This is a genomic window from Kribbella sp. C-35 (assembly GCF_046549195.1).
In the GTDB taxonomy this organism is placed as follows: domain Bacteria; phylum Actinomycetota; class Actinomycetes; order Propionibacteriales; family Kribbellaceae; genus Kribbella.
This window is the reverse complement of the sequence record NZ_JAJPWG010000002.1, coordinates 1190612-1206991: the sequence shown is the minus strand read 5'-3', so window position 1 is coordinate 1206991 and position 16380 is coordinate 1190612. Positions and strand designations below refer to the sequence as shown.

The 16380-nt window shown below is 68.8% G+C and carries 15 protein-coding genes; 9 read left to right on the top strand and 6 right to left on the bottom strand.

Annotated features, from left to right (window positions below):
* Window positions 1-20: 20 nt before the first annotated feature.
* The gene (locus ACLJOO_RS18265) at window positions 21-572 is read right to left on the bottom strand and encodes an isochorismatase family protein (protein WP_410788363.1); all 552 of its coding nucleotides are present in this window, start codon (window positions 570-572) and stop codon (window positions 21-23) included.
* Window positions 573-641: 69 nt separating this feature from the next.
* Between ACLJOO_RS18265 and holA the strand changes: the two genes are divergently transcribed.
* Complete coding sequence (gene holA, locus ACLJOO_RS18260) at window positions 642-1640, top strand: DNA polymerase III subunit delta (protein WP_410788362.1); 999 nt, start codon at window positions 642-644, stop codon at window positions 1638-1640.
* 112 nt (window positions 1641-1752) lie between these two features.
* On the opposite strand, the gene rpsT is transcribed toward holA, so the two are convergent.
* Window positions 1753-2013 (bottom strand): 30S ribosomal protein S20, encoded by a 261-nt coding sequence (rpsT, locus tag ACLJOO_RS18255; RefSeq protein WP_380197003.1) that lies wholly within the window; start codon window positions 2011-2013, stop codon window positions 1753-1755.
* Window positions 2014-2171: 158 nt separating this feature from the next.
* On the opposite strand from rpsT, the gene ACLJOO_RS18250 reads away from it, so the two are divergent.
* Complete coding sequence (locus ACLJOO_RS18250) at window positions 2172-3092, top strand: DUF2207 domain-containing protein (protein WP_410788361.1); 921 nt, start codon at window positions 2172-2174, stop codon at window positions 3090-3092.
* Between the two features lie 82 nt (window positions 3093-3174).
* Complete coding sequence (locus ACLJOO_RS18245; RefSeq protein ID WP_410788360.1) at window positions 3175-6183, top strand: S8 family serine peptidase; 3009 nt, start codon at window positions 3175-3177, stop codon at window positions 6181-6183.
* Between the two features lie 47 nt (window positions 6184-6230).
* Here ACLJOO_RS18245 and ACLJOO_RS18240 read toward each other — a convergent pair whose 3' ends face one another.
* The 3 genes from ACLJOO_RS18240 to ACLJOO_RS18230 are packed head-to-tail and all read right to left on the bottom strand — an operon-like array spanning window position 6231 to window position 8788.
* A complete protein-coding gene (locus tag ACLJOO_RS18240; RefSeq protein ID WP_410788359.1) occupies window positions 6231-7343 on the bottom strand; it encodes a hypothetical protein in 1113 nt (370 codons plus the stop codon).
* Window positions 7340-7849, bottom strand: coding sequence for a SigE family RNA polymerase sigma factor (locus tag ACLJOO_RS18235; protein WP_130380924.1), 510 nt, complete (start codon window positions 7847-7849; stop codon window positions 7340-7342). Before ACLJOO_RS18235 ends, ACLJOO_RS18240 begins: the two co-directional genes overlap by 4 nt.
* A gap of 33 nt (window positions 7850-7882) precedes the next feature.
* Window positions 7883-8788: a hypothetical protein gene (locus tag ACLJOO_RS18230; RefSeq protein WP_410788358.1), complete on the bottom strand. Its 906-nt coding sequence runs from the start codon at window positions 8786-8788 to the stop codon at window positions 7883-7885.
* A 105-nt stretch (window positions 8789-8893) separates the two neighbouring features.
* Here ACLJOO_RS18230 and lepA point away from each other — a divergent pair, with 105 nt between their 5' ends.
* From lepA to ACLJOO_RS18200, 6 genes are all read left to right on the top strand, one after another.
* Window positions 8894-10783 carry a translation elongation factor 4 gene (gene lepA, locus ACLJOO_RS18225; protein WP_410788357.1) on the top strand — a complete coding sequence of 630 codons (1890 nt, stop codon included), beginning with the start codon at window positions 8894-8896 and terminating at the stop codon, window positions 10781-10783.
* Window positions 10784-11683, top strand: a complete 900-nt coding sequence (locus tag ACLJOO_RS18220) for an aminoglycoside phosphotransferase family protein (protein WP_410788356.1) — start codon at window positions 10784-10786, stop codon at window positions 11681-11683. It abuts the gene before it with no gap.
* A 68-nt stretch (window positions 11684-11751) separates the two neighbouring features.
* On the top strand, window positions 11752-12330 hold the full coding sequence (locus ACLJOO_RS18215; protein ID WP_410788355.1) for a TetR/AcrR family transcriptional regulator: 579 nt from the start codon (window positions 11752-11754) through the stop codon (window positions 12328-12330).
* A 65-nt stretch (window positions 12331-12395) separates the two neighbouring features.
* On the top strand, window positions 12396-13733 hold the full coding sequence (locus ACLJOO_RS18210; RefSeq protein WP_410788354.1) for an MFS transporter: 1338 nt from the start codon (window positions 12396-12398) through the stop codon (window positions 13731-13733).
* A 24-nt stretch (window positions 13734-13757) separates the two neighbouring features.
* Window positions 13758-14384 (top strand): MOSC domain-containing protein, encoded by a 627-nt coding sequence (locus ACLJOO_RS18205; RefSeq protein WP_410788353.1) that lies wholly within the window; start codon window positions 13758-13760, stop codon window positions 14382-14384.
* A gap of 50 nt (window positions 14385-14434) precedes the next feature.
* A complete protein-coding gene (locus ACLJOO_RS18200) occupies window positions 14435-15646 on the top strand; it encodes an MFS transporter (RefSeq protein WP_410788352.1) in 1212 nt (403 codons plus the stop codon).
* On the opposite strand, the gene ACLJOO_RS18195 is transcribed toward ACLJOO_RS18200, so the two are convergent.
* On the bottom strand, window positions 15625-16380 hold the full coding sequence (locus tag ACLJOO_RS18195) for an IclR family transcriptional regulator (protein WP_130380912.1): 756 nt from the start codon (window positions 16378-16380) through the stop codon (window positions 15625-15627). The genes ACLJOO_RS18200 and ACLJOO_RS18195 overlap by 22 nt on opposite strands.

Sequence of the window (16380 nt, the reverse complement as noted above, 5' to 3'; positions counted from 1 at the left end):
CACACCCGCCTGCCGGGGACTTAGAAGGTGACGGCGGAGGTTGGGGTGGTGTTTTCGGGTTGGTCGCCTAGGGACCAGGCGGCTACTCGGGAGACGATGTGGGCTGGGATCTCGTCTGCTACGCCGGGGACGGCGGGTATGTCGTAGGTGGCGTGGGCGTCGTACGGGAGGACGACTCGGTAGCCGCGGGCGAGGGCGGTTTTAGCTGTTGCGTGTACACACATCTCGGACATGACGCCGCAGATGGCGAGCGAGCGTACGCCGGCCGATACCAGGATCTCCCCGAGTGGCGTCGCGTCGAAGCCGTCGTCGCGTGGCTTGCGGATCACGTGCTCGCGGGGACCCGGCTTGAGCGGCAGGTGCAGCTCCCAGCCGGGCGTTCCGGGCTCGTCGTCCGCGCCGGGTGGGCCGTCGTTCTGCAGGTGTACGACGAGTGCGCCGGCGGCCCGGGCTCGGTCCAGCAGGTCCGTTGTCCGATCGAGGAGTGCGGCCGCGCCGGGTACTGCGTCATGGCCGGACACGAACGCGGTCTGCAGATCGACGAGTACCAAGGCGTCGACGTGTGAGGTCATGGCGTCATCCTTGCCGGTTTGGTGCGGGGCCGCACCGGGATTGTCCGGAGGGCGTGGGATGCTGACGGGGTGGCTGCTCGTAAAGGTTCTGCGCCCAAGCTGGGCGATGTGCTCCTCGTGACCGGGACCGAGTCGTTCCTGGCGGATCGGGCCGTGCGGTCGGCGATCGCGGCGGTGTCGAAGAACGCGGAGGCCGCCGGCGACAGCGCGGTGGAGGTGACGGATCTCGAGGCGTCGACGCTGGATGTCGGGGTGTTCGCGGAGCTGACCGGGCCTTCGCTGTTTGCGACTGAGCGGGTGCTGGTGCTGCGCGGGTTGGAGAACCTGCCGAGTGAGATGGCGCCGCATCTGATCGAGTACGCCGGGTCTTCGTCGGACGACGTACTGGCCGTGCTGGTGCACTCCGGTGGGCAGAAGGGGAAGGGCGTCCTCGACAAGTTGCGGAAGGCATCGGTCACGGAGGTCGTCGCGACCGCGCCGAAAGCATGGGAGCTTCCGCAGTTCGTTGCGGGGGAGATCCGGCTGCACGGCGGGACGGTCGACGAAGGGGCGGCGTCGGCGTTGGTGGACGCGGTCGGTCACGACCTGCGGGCGCTGGCGGGGGCGTGTTCGCAGTTGGTGTCGGATTCGGGCGGTCAGGCGGTGACGACTCAGCTGATCGGGCAGTACTTCGGTGGGCGTGCGGAGGTCACGAGCTTCGCGGTCGCGGATGCGACGATCGCGGGCCGGACGGAGCCGGCGCTGGAGCAGCTTCGGTGGGCGTTGGACTGCGGTGTGGCGCCGGTGCTGGTGACGAGCGCGATGGCGGGCGGGTTGCGGGGGCTGGCGAAGTACGCGAGCGCGCCGAGTGGGATGCGGGAGGCGGATCTGGCGCGCGAGGTCGGCGTACCGCCGTGGAAGCTCAAGCAGCTCAAGCAGCAGTCGCGGAGCTGGACTCCGGGTGGCCTCGCGACCGCGATCAAGGCGGTCGCGCAGGCCGACGCGGACGTCAAGGGCGCGTCGGGCGACGCCGGCTACGCCCTGGAACGCATGGTCCTCACCATCACCCGAGCCCACGGCCGCCGCTAACCACCCACCCGCTGTTTGCAAACCCGGCTGGTTTGGGTACGCAAAAACGATCGGCCGGTCGGGGGACCGGGCCGATCGTTGGCGAGGGCGCGTCAGGGACGCGGCCCTGGCGTCAGAGGGAAGCGGCCTTCTTGAAGATGGCCGACTTGCGGTTCGCCGCCTGGTTGGCGTGGATGACGCCCTTGCTGACGGCCTTGTCGAGCAGGCGACCGGCCTTGCGGGCGGTCTCGGTGGCCTTCTCGGCCTCGCCGGCCTCGACGGCCTCGTGGAAGCGGCGAACAGCCGTCTTGAGGGTCGACTTCACCGACTTGTTGCGAAGTCGCGCAGCCTCGTTCTGGCGGTTGCGCTTGATCTGGGACTTGATGTTCGCCACGAAGAAGAGCCTCGATCAGGTGTGTGCGGTCATTACGGAAGGTGTCGCGGCGCACGGCTAAGCACCACCCGTGGGCGCGCGAACAGCCAGATTACCAACAAGCCCCGCCGACAACCAAACCGGGCACGGTGGAACCGCCGCCTGCCACACTACTGTCCGTGGTCGACGGGAGAGTGATCCGGGTCGTGGCGCTCGCGGCGATCGGCCTGGCGGTGGCCGGGATCGTGGTGCCGGCGGTGCGCGAGGGGGAGCGCTTCTACCCTGGCCGCTTGTCGGGTGCGCACATCAAGGCGCAGTACGAGATCCGCACGGACGGTGATCTCGACGTCACCGAGACCATCGACTACGAGTACAACGCCTCCGGCATGCCGCTCGACCGCGCCGTCCAGCTCCGTCGGCCCGTCGAGGAAACGCTCGACCAGCAGGTCTCGCTACGCAGCCAGGACCGCGTCTGGACGGTGACCCACCTCAGCGCCACGGATCGGTCCGGGGCACCCGTCCCGGTGCGGACCAAGGAGCTGGACCCGGTCCTGCCGCCGCTCACCGGGACCGGCATCGACGGGTGGGACAGTCGGCTCTCCGATCTGAGGATCCAGATCGGAGAACGCAACAAAGAAGCCGGTGACAAGGCCAGCTACATCCTGCGCTACCGCGTCCACGGTGCACTCGACTGGGCTGCCGACGGTTACGAGCTCAACTGGCCCGATCCGGTCCGGATGACCGGGAACTCGTGGGGCGGCGAGCCGATGCCGCCCGTCGACGAGGTCCGCGTGGTCGCGCCCGCCACCATCACCAGAGCGTCCTGCAGCGCGTACCCGACGGACAGGCCCACCCCGTGCGTGTCCACTCAGCCCGCCGTCTTCACCCCCGGCCGCACACGTGCAGCCATGATCGTCAAGGTCGCCGTTCCCGCGACAGGCATCGCCAGCGGCGGCGGCGAGTACGACGGCTCGCCGGTCCCGCGAGACCTCCGGATTCTGCTGATCGGCGTCGGGGCGATCCTGTTCCTCGCTCTCGTCGGGTTCGTCGCTCATTGCCTGATCAGGGGTTTTCCCTTGCGCCTGCGCAAGCGTGCGTGACACCGGCGGTACCTGACGGCATACTCAGGGCCCGCGAGCCAAGGGCTCCCGCCATCGCTCCGTCCAAGCCTGGAGGAACTGCGTGACCCGCAAACGCCCGGCGATCGTCGTCGCCACCGCACTGATCGCCGCCTGCGCCGGCGTACCCGTGCTGGTGAACGCCGCCAGCGCCAGCCAGCCGGCCACAAGCCCGGCAACAAGCACGGCCGCCGATCCGGAGGTCAAGCGCTCCGAGACCGGTTCGTACATCGTCCAGCTCGACGACTCCCCGGTTGCCGAGTACGCCGGTGACATCGCCGGCCTCGCCGCCACCAAGGTGGTGCCGGGCGGCAAGCTGCTGAAGACCGCGGCGCCGGTCGTCGACTACGTCAAGCATCTCGCCGGCGAACGCAACGCGGTCCTGAACCAGGTCCCGGGCGTCAAGAAGCTCTACGACTACAGCTACACGTACGCCGGATTCTCCGCCGAGATGTCGTACGACGACGCGGTCGAGCTGGCCAAGTCGTCGGGGGTCAAGAGCGTCGAGCCGAGCGAGATCGAGCACGCCGACACCGTCGACACCCCGCGCTTCCTCGGGCTGTCCGGCAAGGGCGGCGCCTGGCAGCAGGCGGGTGGTATCGACAAGGCCGGCGACGGCGTGATCATCGGCATGATCGACTCCGGGTACGTCCCGGAGCGGGCGAGTTTCGCGCCGATGAAGACCACGAAGCAGTCCGACGCGATCGTCGCGAAGAAGTGGAAGGGCACCTGCCAGGCCGGCGAGGAGGCGCCCGTCACCTGCAACAACAAGGTGATCGGCGCCCGGTACTTCGACAAGGGCATCGGCACCCGCCCGATCCCGGACGAGTTCAAGTCGCCCCGTGACTACGGCGGCCACGGCACCCACACCGCCAGCACCGCGGCCGGTAACTCCGGCGTCGACATGACCGTCATGGGCCGCGACTACGGCAAGGGCTCCGGTATGGCGCCGCACGCCCGCCTCGCGATCTACAAGGCGCTGTGGGCGGTCGACGCGACCGGCGGCGGCAGCGGTACGGACGCCGACATCGTGGCTGCGATCGACGCAGCGGTGTCCGACGGCGTCGACGTCATCAACTACTCGATCTCCGGCAGCGGATCGACGTACGTGAACGCCACCGGTCTCGCGTTCCTGCGGGCGGCGAAGGCGGGCGTGTTCGTCGCGACCAGCGCCGGGAACACCGGTCCGGGCGAGGCGACCGTCGGCAAGACGTACCCCTGGGTCACGTCGGTTGCCAACGGCACCCATGACCGCGACATCCAGACCACTGTGACGCTCGGCGACGGCAAGTCCTACACCGGCGCGGGCATCGGTTCCGGTACGCCGCAGACGCCGGTGGTCCTGGCCAAGGACGCCGGCCTGCCCAACGCTGACCCGGCCAATCTCACGCTCTGCCAGGCGGGCACGCTCGACCCGGCGAAGGCCACCGGCAAGATCGTGGTCTGTGATCGCGGTGGGAACGCCCGCGTCGACAAGAGCCTGCAGGTGAAGAAGGCGGGCGGCGTCGGCATGATCCTGCTCAACATCACCCCGGGCACGCTGGACGCCGACCTGCACTCGGTCCCGACCGTCCACCTCGACGACAAGGCCACGCCGGCGGTCAAGGCGTACGTGAGCGGCACCGCGAACCCGACCGCGACCATCGGCCCCGGTACGCCGGTCCGCGTCAACGCCCCGAAGGTGGCCGCCTCCTCGAGCCGCGGTCCGTCCCCGGCCGGCAACGGTGACCTGCTCAAGCCGGACATCATGGCCCCGGGCACGAACGTGCTGGCCGCGACGACCGCGTTCAGCGCGGCCGGTGGCGAGTACGCGTTCATGAGCGGTACGTCGATGTCCACACCGCACATCGCCGGTATCGCGGCGGTGCTGAAGAGCAAGCACCCGACCTGGTCCCCGATGGCGATCAAGTCGGCCATGATGACGACCGCGACCGACAAGGACGCCAGCGGCAAGCCGATCCAGAACGACTCCGGCTCGGCGGCGAACCCGTTCGGGTACGGCGCCGGCGAAGTGCAGCCGAAGCTCGGTATGGACCCGGGCCTGGTCTACGACTCGACGTACACCGACTGGACGAAGTTCGTCTGCGGCTCCGGTCAGGTGCCCAGCACGCACGAGCTGTGCGCGAACGGCAAGATCGACCTCAGCGACCTGAACTACCCGACGATCGCGATCGGCGACCTGGCCGGCAAGCAGACCGTGACCCGGACCGTGACGAACGTCGGCCAGGTCCCGGAGGTCTACTTCCCGAAGGTCGAGGGCCTCAAGGGCCTGAAGGTGACCGTGACGCCGCGGATCCTGATCACGCTCCCGGGCCGCAGCACGACGTACAAGGTCACGATCGAGAACAACGGTGCTCCGCTCGAGCAGTATTCGTTCGGCCGGCTGGTCTGGAAGTCGGTAAAGCACACCGTGGCGAGCACGGTGGCGATCAAGCCGCTGACGGTGAAGGCGCCGGTCCAGGTCAACGGCACCGGCACCGCCGGTTCGGTGCAGGTTCCGGTCACGGCCGGGTACGCCGGAACGCTCGAGACCACCGCGGTGGGCCTGAACCCGGCCACGGTCGGCGAGGCCGCGCTGAAGAACCCGGGTGGCGTGTCGTTCCCGACGACCGCGCCGAAGGTCAACGACCACGTCGCGAAGTTCACCGTGAACGTCCCGGCGGGTACGACGTACGCCCGGTTCTCCACGTTCGACGCGGACTACCCGGCCGGCACCGATCTGGACGTGTTCGCGTACAAGGCCGGTACGGCGACCCTGCTCGGCAGCAGCACCGGTGGCTCCGCTGAGGAAGAGGTGAACCTGTCGCAGCCCGCAGGTGGTCAGGTGGACGTGTACGTCGACCTGTACGCCGGGGCGAACGAGCAGCAGGTCAAGCTCGACCACTGGGAGCTGCAGAAGGCCGAAGGCAACCTGACCGTCACACCGGCCAGTCAGCCGGTGACAGTCGCCGGCCAGGCCTCAGTGACTGCCAGCTGGACCGGACTGACCGCCGGCACCAGGTACCTGGGTCAGCTGCACTTCACCGACGGAGCTGATGGCTCCGGCTCCACCGTCGTACGCGTAGACAGCTGACGACGAGGGCGGCCCGGGAACATCCCCGGGCCGCCCTCGTTCGTCTGTTAGGGCTCGTGGATCGTCCAGGCGTCTGCCTTCTCGACCAGCAGCTTGCACTCGCCCGACGTGACGTCGCAGCGGAACAGTTGATTGTGGACGGCGCCGCCGACACCAACCGTCTCGGTGAGCGTCAGCAGCTGGGTGCCGTTCTCGAAGACCGGCTGCGGCAGGGCGTCCGACATCCTGTTCTGCAGCTTGAGCTTGGTGACCTGACCGGTGTTGATGTCGATGGCCTCCGCTCGCGCGCTCTGGATCATCGTCCGGCCGTCGGGTGACAGTACCGGGTAGAGGTGCTCAGGCCCGTCGTCGCAGTACTCCCGCAGCACCTTGAACCCGTCGTCGCGCAGCGCACCGGCCTTGAGGCACCGCTTGCCGCCGGCCTTGGCCGACACGACGACGGTCCCGGCCGCCGCTGGAATCGACGCGCTGCCGTCGAAGCCGGCGATGGAGACGCGTCGCTGCTGACCGGATGCCGGCTGCCAGACGACCAGTCCAGCCTTTTCGCGGTCCAGCCACAGGCCGTCCTGGTTCCAGCCCAGGATGGTCGGCCGACCGGCCTCGGCGGGCAGCTGTGCGACCTGCCGACCGGACTGGATATCGATGACGATCACCTGGCCGCGGGTGTTGGACAGGTAGTGGTACATCGCCAGCTGCTTGCGATCCGGGGAGAGCTGCTGACCGTCGGACCGGTCCGGGCCGAGCGTCCGGAAGATGCCGTTCGGCAGCAGGATGCCGGGGCGGAACTGGCCGGGCACGGACAGCTGCTGGCCCAGCCAGCCGCCGCCGACACGGCCGAAGAAGAAGCCGTCGATGCCCTTCGGAATGCGCACCGTCTGCTTGCCGTCGTGGAGCGAGTTCTCCTCGTACACCGTGTACGGAACCTGGGGAGCCGCCCCGGAGACAGGTGGAGCCGGGCGTCGCGCCGGGTCGGGTCGGTCGCCTCGGGTCAACAGGGAAGCCGCCAGCACGACGACCACGACGATCGCTGCTGCGGCCGCGAGAACCGGCCAGTTGCGGCGGCGTTCAGGTGATTCGAGGCCCGGGCCCTGCGCGTTGTCGGGGACGGTGGCGGCCTGGGTGTGCAGGTAGTCGCGGAGGCGCGTTTCGGTGTCGGTCATCGGAGTTCCTCGAGGCGTTCGGTCAGGACGGCGAGACCGCGCGACGACGTGGCGCGGGCGGAGGACTCGCTGATCCCGAGAATCTGGGCGATCTCGGCGAAGGGGAGATCGAGGTAGTAGCGCAGGACGAGGACCTCTCGCATCCGCCGCGGCAGTCCCTGGAGCGCCTGCTGTACCTGGGTCCGTTCCTCGCTCAGTACGACGGCACTCTCGGCGGAGGCGTTCGGCGCCTGGTGCGGTGGGATGTACAACCGGGCGACCTTGCGCCGTCGCAGTACCGACCGGCTGCGGTTCACCACCGCGGTCCGCAGGTAGGCCAGGGCCGCATCGGGCCCCCGTAACGGCCAGCGCCGGTACAGCTCGGCAAAGGCCTCCTGTACGACGTCCTCCGCCGCCTGCCGGTCGTCGACCATCAGCACCGCCAGCCGGACCAGTCCGGCCCAGTGCTGCTGGTAAAGCGCCGACACGGCCGCCTGTGCAGGCGCCGGGCGTCCGATGCTCACCATTTGATTCGTCACACCGCTAGAGACGCGCGGCGCTCAGGAACGCTGCGTCCGTTCCCGCACCCAGTCCAGATGCACCAGAGCACTCTCGCGCTGCCACGTCCGTACCGTAGGCAGTCCAGGGGGCGCCGGCTGCGCCGCACCCCACCACAAACCGCCACCGATCGCCGCGATGAACCCCGTGATCGCCTCGTCGTCCGGCAGCTGAGGCAAAGTGACCGAGCCGCGCATGTCGGCGTGCAGGATCACCGTGTCCGCCCAGCGCGGCGCCAGCGCCGGGTGCGCCCAGTCGATGAACACCACGCGGTCGTCGGTCAGGATGATGTTGTCGGCCCGCAGGTCCCAGTGCGCCAGCGCCTTGCCATCGGCGAGTGCCTCGATGCCGGTCTGCGCCAGCTCCGCGAACTCCTCCACCCGGCGGTCCATCCACGAAGGTACGGCGGTACCGTCCTCCAGCACCTTGTCCCACCGGCTCAGGAACTCCCTGCTCCGCACAGCCGCCACAGGTGCGTCCGGCCACGGTGACGGGTCCAGCGCATCGGTCAGCTCCGCCAGTGCGCCCAGTACCCGGTCAGCGTCGGCCTGCTCCCACGGGTGCGAGGGCAGTCGCCCCTCGATGTCCTCGAAGAGCATCCCGACCCAGTCGCCGTCGTCGTATACGTCGAACAGGACCGGAGCCATCGGGACCGTGCCGATCCCCTGCATCGCCGTGATCTCCTGGCGGAACAGCTCCGGCGTCTTCGGGTTGAGCGCCGTACCGACGGTCTTCACGAAGGCCCGGCGGCCGGAGGCGGTCACCAGGCGGGCCGCGACGCCGGGGGAGAAGCCGCCTTGCTGGGTGGTCGCGGACACCACGACCGAACCGAGCGAGCGCTCAACCCAGGCCCGCACCGCGGCGGGCAGCTTTTCGAAGGGCAACCGGACCCCAGCAGCATGCGCCATACGTCACCACGCTAGCGGGCCTATGCCAGTGATTTTCGAATCTGCTGGACCGCCATGGGATGATTGACCGGATATACCCTTCGAGACCAGAACTGGATCCCCTCCGTGCCCGTTGGCCCCACGAAAGTGCCGCAGCCGGGTCGCACCGACCCGTCGCTGATCCGGAACTTCTGCATCATCGCCCATATCGACCACGGCAAGTCGACGCTGGCCGATCGGATGCTGCAGATCACCGGGGTGGTCGACGACCGCTCGATGCGGGCCCAGTACCTGGACCGGATGGACATCGAGCGCGAGCGCGGCATCACGATCAAGTCGCAGGCGGTCCGGCTCCCGTTCGCGCCGAAGCCCGACACCCCGGGCGGCCTGCTGGCCCCGGACGGTACGACGTACATCCTGAACATGATCGACACGCCGGGCCACGTGGACTTCACGTACGAGGTCTCCCGGTCGCTCGAGGCGTGTGAAGGTGCCGTCCTGCTGGTCGACGCCGCGCAGGGGATCGAGGCGCAGACGCTCGCGAACCTGTACCTCGCGCTGAACGCCGACCTGCACATCATCCCGGTGCTGAACAAGATCGACCTGCCGAGCGCACAGCCGGAGAAGTACGCCGCGGAGCTCGCGCACATCATCGGGTGCAACCCGTCCGACGTGCTCAAGGTCTCCGCGAAGACCGGTGAGGGTGTCGAGGAGCTGCTCAGCGAGATCGTCGCGCAGGTGGAGCCGCCGAAGGGCGTGAAGGACGCTCCGCCGCGGGCGCTGATCTTCGACTCGGTCTACGACACGTACCGCGGCGTCGTCACCTACGTCCGGGTGGTCGACGGCGAGCTGACGCACCGGGACCGGATCAAGATGATGTCGACCGGCGCGGTGCACGAGATGCTCGAGGTCGGGGTGATCTCCCCGGAGCCGGTGAAGACGCCGAGTATCGGTGTCGGTGAGGTCGGTTACCTGATCACCGGCGTGAAGGACGTCCGGCAGTCCCGGGTCGGTGACACCGTCACCGCGTCCGTCCACGGTGCGACCGAGCCGCTCGGCGGCTACAAGCACCCGCAGCCGATGGTGTACTCCGGGCTGTTCCCGATCGACGGCGACGACTACCCGACGCTGCGCGACGCGCTGGAGCGGCTGCAGCTGAACGACGCGGCGTTGCAGTACGAGCCGGAGACGTCGGGCGCGCTCGGGTTCGGGTTCCGGTGCGGCTTCCTCGGGCTGCTGCACATGGAGATCGTCCGCGAGCGGCTCGAGCGCGAGTTCGACCTGGACCTGATCTCGACGGCGCCGAACGTGGTCTACCGGGTCGAGATGGAGGACGGCAAGGAGCACGTCGTCACCAACCCGAGCGAGTTCCCCGAAGGCAAGATCGCCGACATCTACGAGCCGGTGGTCAAGGCGACGATCCTCAGCCCGAAGGATTTCATCGGCGTCATCATGGAGCTGTGCCAGACCAAGCGGGGCAACCTGCAGGGGATGGAGTACCTGTCCGAGGACCGGGTCGAGCTCCGCTACACGCTGCCGCTGGCCGAGATCGTCTTCGACTTCTTCGACCAGCTCAAGTCCAAGACCAAGGGCTACGCGTCCCTCGACTACGAGCCGACCGGCGAGCAGGCGGCCGCGCTGGTCAAGGTCGACATCCTGCTGCAGGGCGAGACGGTCGACGCGTTCTCGGCGATCGTGCACCGCGACAACGCCTACTCGTACGGCGTCGCGCTGGCCGGCAAGCTGAAGGAACTGATCCCCAGGCAGCAGTTCGAGGTGCCGATCCAGGCCGCGATCGGGTCCCGGATCATCGCCCGCGAGTCGATCCGCGCGATGCGCAAGGACGTGCTCGCCAAGTGCTACGGCGGTGACATCACCCGGAAGCGCAAGCTGCTCGAGAAGCAGAAGGAAGGCAAGAAGCGGATGAAGATGGTCGGCCGCGTCGAGGTCCCGCAAGAGGCCTTCATCGCCGCCCTCCGTACGTCGGAATCCGCCGAGAAGGCCGGCAAGAAATAGGTGTCGGTCCAGATTCCTGAAGGCCTGCTCGTCGTCGCGTCGCGCGGGCAGGACTGGGCGGATTGGCTGGATCGGCTGCCGCGGCTGTTGCGGGATCTCCTCGACGAGTGGGAGCTCCGCGTTGACGGTACGGCGGCGTACGGGAACTGTGCGATCGTCGTACCAGTGCTCGCCCAGGGGCAGCGGGCCGTGCTGAAGGTGCAGTTCCCACACTGGGAGGCGGAGACCGAGCACCTGGCGCTCCGGGCCTGGGCCGGCAACGGCGCCGTACAACTGTTGCGCGCAGACCCGCGCCGGTTCGCGCTACTGCTCGAACGCTTGGAGCCGCGGGACCTGACGGCGATCGACGCGCTGGACGCGTGCGAGCTCGTTGGCAGCACCTACAAGCGGCTGCATGTCCCGGCGGGACCGCAGTACCGGACACTGTCCGGGGAGCTGAAGCGCTGGGTGGAGCGGCTCCGGCAACTGCCCGCGTCGGCGCCGGTGCCGCACCGGTACGTCGAGCAGGCGATCTCGCTGGCCGAGGACTTCATCGCCGACCCCGCGACCGACGGCCGGCTGATCCACACCGACCTGCACTACGAGAACATGCTCGCCGCGGACCGTGAACCGTGGCTGGTGATCGACCCGAAGCCGCTGTCCGGCGACCCGCACTATGAGGTCGCGCCCCTGATCTGGAACCGCTGGGACGAGGTCAGCGACGTGCGGTTCGCCGTCCGGCAGCGGTTCTGGACGACGATCGACGCAGCCGGCTTCGACGAGGACCGCGCCCGCAACTGGGTGATCGTCCGCCAGATGCTCAACGTGCTCTGGACCCTGGAGTCCACCAGCACCGACGAGTCCCTGCCCCACGACTGGCTGACCCGCAACATCGCGATCGTCAAGGCCATCCAGGACTGATACCGAGGGACGTGAGGTAGCAGACACTGGATTGAAGTTAGTAGTTACTACCTACTAACTTCGGTGGCATGCCGACACGGATGAGCGGGCAGCAGCGGCGGGAGCAGGTTCTCGGGATCGCCGAGGAGGAGTTCGCGGCCGCGGGGCTGTACGGCGCTTCGACCGAGACGATCGCGCGGCGGGCCGGGATCACGCAGGCGTACGTGTTCCGGCTGTTCGGGACGAAGAAACTGTTGTTCCTGGAGTGCGTGGACGCCGCGTTCGAGCGGATGCGGCTGGCGATGATCGCGGCCGCCGGTGGCGCGAGCGGGATCGAGGCGCTCGCGGCGATGGGGCAGGAGTACAACGACATGCTCGCCGACCGCACCACGTTGCTGCTCCAGTTACAGGGCACGGCCGCGGCGGCAGCGGGTGATGGTGAGGTGCGGGACGCCGTACGGGCGAGCTTCGCGCGGCTGTGGCAGTCCGTCGCCGACACCGCCCAACTCGACCCGGTCACCATCAAATCCTTCCTCGCCTTCGGCATGCTGCTCAACACGAACGCCGCCCTGGACCTCCCACAGGTCGACGAACCGTGGTCCCACCAAGCCAGAACCCGGATCAAACCGGGCCTCTTCACGCACATCACCACCGAGACCAACCAATGAAGGACCGCGCCGCGACCGGGGAACGGGAGAGCGGGGTCTCGGGGGTGCGGTCGCCTCGGGGGCTCGTGGCGTTCTTGGTCTTCGTCGGCTTGGTCGGGGCGGTGATCGGGAGCCTCGGCGCTCCGCTGATCACGGCGGTGGCCGAGGCGTACGACGTTTCGCTCGCGGCCTCGCAGTGGACGCTGACGATCGCGTTGCTCGCCGGTGCTGTGGCGACGCCGGTCCTCGGGAGGCTCGGTTCCGGCCCGCGGCGGCGCACCGTCGTACTGGTGATGCTGGCGGTGGAGGTCGTCGGCAGTCTGCTGACGGTGATCCCGCTGCCGTTCGCCTTCCTGCTGGTCGGCCGGGCGCTGCAGGGCTCCGGGATCGGGCTGATCGTGCTGATGATGGCCGTCGCGCGGGACCATCTGGACGAGCAGCGAGCCGCGCGGACGATCGCGTTGCTGTCGGTCACGACGACCGCGGGGATCGGGATCGGCTACCCGTTGTCCGGTCTGCTCACCGACATCGCCGGCGTTCGCGCGGCGTTCGGCCTCGGCCTCGCGATCACCGCAGCCGCCTTAGCCGCGGCCGTGTTCGCGCTTCCGCAGGCACCGGACCGCCCGTCGTCTCGCCTCGACGTCCGCGGCGCGATCTTGCTCGCGATCGCCCTGCCGGCCTTGCTCCTCGCCATCACTGAGATCGGCGATCACACTGCCCCGGCCACAGCAATGCTCGCTGCCGCGCTGCTGCTCCTGATCGGCTGGACCTTCCTCGAGGTCCGCACCGAGAGTCCGCTTGTCGACATCAAGCTCCTCCGGCATCCGGCGGTCGCCGCCGCCAATCTCGTGATGCTCACCGGCGGCGTCGGCATGTACCTGCTGTTCAGCCTCATCACCCGCTACGTGCAGACACCCGCGGCGGCCGGCTACGGCTTCGGCCTGAGCTCGCTCCAGGCAGGCCTCGTCCTGGTTCCGTTCTCGCTCCTGGGCTTCGTCGCCGGCCGGCTGATCCCCGCCTGGCGTGACCGCCTCGGCGCCAGGTCGTTGCTAGCAGCAAGTACTGCTGTGGTCCTTGCCGCGTTCGTACTCTTCGCGCTCGCCCGGTCACACCTGGTCGAACCGATCCTTGCCATCGGCATCCTCGGCTTCGGCGTCGGCGCGTTCTCGGCCGCGATGCCGGTCGTCATCCTCGCGGTGACGCCGTCCGCCGAGACGGCCAGCGCGATGAGCGTCAACGCGGTCGTCCGGAGCGTCGGCTTCTCCACCGGCAGCGCCCTCGGCGGCCTCATCCTGGCGACTCACACGACGGGCGTCTTCCCCCGCGAGTCCGGGTACGGCGCGGCCGCCTGGATCGGGGTCGCCGCCACCGCAGCCACCTTGCTGATCATCGCCGTACTCCCGCTTAAACCTCTGGATCCGTAGCGGTTGCCGGGAGAGGATGCCGGTATGCGGCTGTTGACGGTCAATGTGGTGGAGAAGCTGATCCCGGGTCCGAAGGAGACGGGGTTCACCGCGATCGACAAGCGCCCGCAGCCCGGCCGGGTCCGGGTCGGTGAGCTCGGTCTCGCCGGCGACCGGGTCTGCGACACCAAGAACCACGGCGGCCCGGACCTCGCGCTCTACGCGTACGCCGAGGAGGACGCGAACTGGTGGGCCGCCGAACTCGGCCGCGACATCCCGACCGGTCTGTTCGGCGAGAACCTGCGGACCGAGGGGCTCGACATCAGTGGCGCGCTGCTCGGTGAGGTATGGCGGATCGGTGATGAGGTCGAGGTGATGGTCCGCGCGCCGCGCATCCCGTGCATCACCTTCCAGCACCGCATGCAGGAACCGCACTGGGTCAAACGGTTCCACCAGGCCGGCTGCCCCGGCGCGTACCTGAAGGTGCTCCGCGAAGGCACGATCGGCGCCGGCGACCCGATCCAGATCATCAGCCGGCCGGACCACGAGGTCACCATCGCGCTCATGTTCGCCCAGCAGGACCCTGCCAAGATGCGGCGGATGCTCGACTCGGGCGTAGACCTCATGGACGAACTCCGCGACACCGCGCACCGCGTCCTGTCCCGCGGATAAGCCCCGGATTGCTTGTTGCGACTTAGTCGCAGATAGCTGAGGATGGGGCAGTGCGGAAACTGCTCCCGCCGCCGGGGCCGCTGCGCCCGTTGGCTCTGGCGACACTGCTCAGCCGGGTCGGCAACGGCCTGCTGATGACCATCAGCGTCCTGTACTTCAATCGCGTCATCGGGCTGTCCATCGCCGAGGTCGGCCTCGGTCTCACTGTCGCCGGGCTGTTCGGTCTGCTCGCCGGCATCCCCTTCGGCCACCTCGCCGATCGGCGCGGCCCGCGGACGCTGTTCGTCGTCCTCAGTCTGCTGTTGTCCGTGCTGGCGTTGCTCTACCTGGTGATCGGCACCTTCTGGCAGTTCCTCGCCCTCGCGTCGGTCATCGCGATCCTGGACCGCGGCTCCAACGCCGTCCGGTTCGCCCTGATCGCAGGCGTCACCCAGGGATCCGCGGCCCGCGTCAGCGCCCGCGCGTACCTGCGGTCGATGACCAACATCGGTGTCACCGCCGGAGCGGGCCTCGGCGCGGTCGCGTTGTCCTTCGGTACGGCGACGTCGTACCGGCTGATGTTCTGCGTGTACGTCGTTCTCGGCGTGCTCTCGGCGTTGGTTGTCCTCGCCGTGCCACGCGTTGCGCCGAAACCGAAGGTCGCAGACGGCCCGGTGTGGATCGCGCTCCGGGACTGCGGGTATCTCGCGGTCTCCGGCCTCAACGCCGCGATCTCGATCCACTACTCGGTCATCGACGTCGCGATCCCGCTCTGGGTGGTCGACCACACCGACGCTCCGCACTGGGCAGCCGCCTTGCCGCTGATCGTGAACGCTGCGGGCGTCGCCGTACTGCAGGTCCGCGCGTCACGCGGCATCGTCGACACGGCCAGCGCGGCGCGGGCGACCAGGATCGCGGGGTTGTTGTTGCTGGCGTCGATGGTGCTGTTCGCGACGGCTTCCGCGGGGGATGCGGCGGTAGCGATCGCAGTACTGGCCGTGGCAGCGTTGGTGCAGACGGCAGGTGAGTTGCTGCAGTCGTCCGGGTCGTTGCTGCTCGGTTTCGACCTGGCAACCGAGCAGGCGCAGGGTCAGTATCAAGGCGTCTGGAACACCAGTACGTCGGTCAGTTCGATGCTGGCCCCGACCGTGATGGCGTTGCTGCCACTCGGCCTCGGCGTACCCGGCTGGATCATCCTGGGCGCGTGGTTCGCCCTGACCGGAGCGCTGTTCGTCCCCGTCGTACGGTGGGCCGCCGCGCGTCAGTTGGTGGGTTCGCGGTAGCCGAGGGCTGCGGAGATTTTGCGGGCGGCTTCGATGGCGGCGGGGGCCATGAGGGCGACTTGGGCGATCGACTGCTCCAGCGAGAGAGTGGAGATGCTGACTGCCGCGATCGCGGCGCCGGTGTGGTCGTGGATGACGGCGGCGACGCAGCGGATGCCGGGCTCGTTCTCCTCGTCGTCGAGTGCGTAGCCGCGGGACCTGGTCTGTGCGAGGTCGGCCTTCAGCGCGGCGGCTGACGTATGCGTCAGGGGAGTGCGCGCGGGCAGACCGGTTCGGGTGATGTGGACGTCGAGCGCCTCGTCGTCCTTCTCCGCGAGCAGCGCCTTGCCGATGCCGGTGCAGTGCAGCCAGATCGCCTTGCCGACCCGGGACGGCATGCGGTACGGCTTCGGGCCGTCGAGCCGCGCGACGTAGATCGCCTCGTCGCCGTTCAGCAGACCGACGTGGACCGTGCAGCGCGTCTGCGCGACGAGGTCCGCGAGCACCGGGCGGGCCACGGTGGCGAGGTCGACGTTCGTGAGCGCGTGACCGGCGAGCCGGAGCGCCTTCGGCCCCGGGTGGTACGACCCGTCGTCGGCCTGCGTGACGAACTCGTGCTCGACGAGCGACGCCATGATCCGGTGCACGGTCGACTTGGCCAGGCCGGTCGCGTTCACCACGTCGGTGAACCGCGAGTGCTCCAGTACGGCGTCCAGCACCATCAACGTCTTGTCGATGGCCGAGGGCGAACTCAT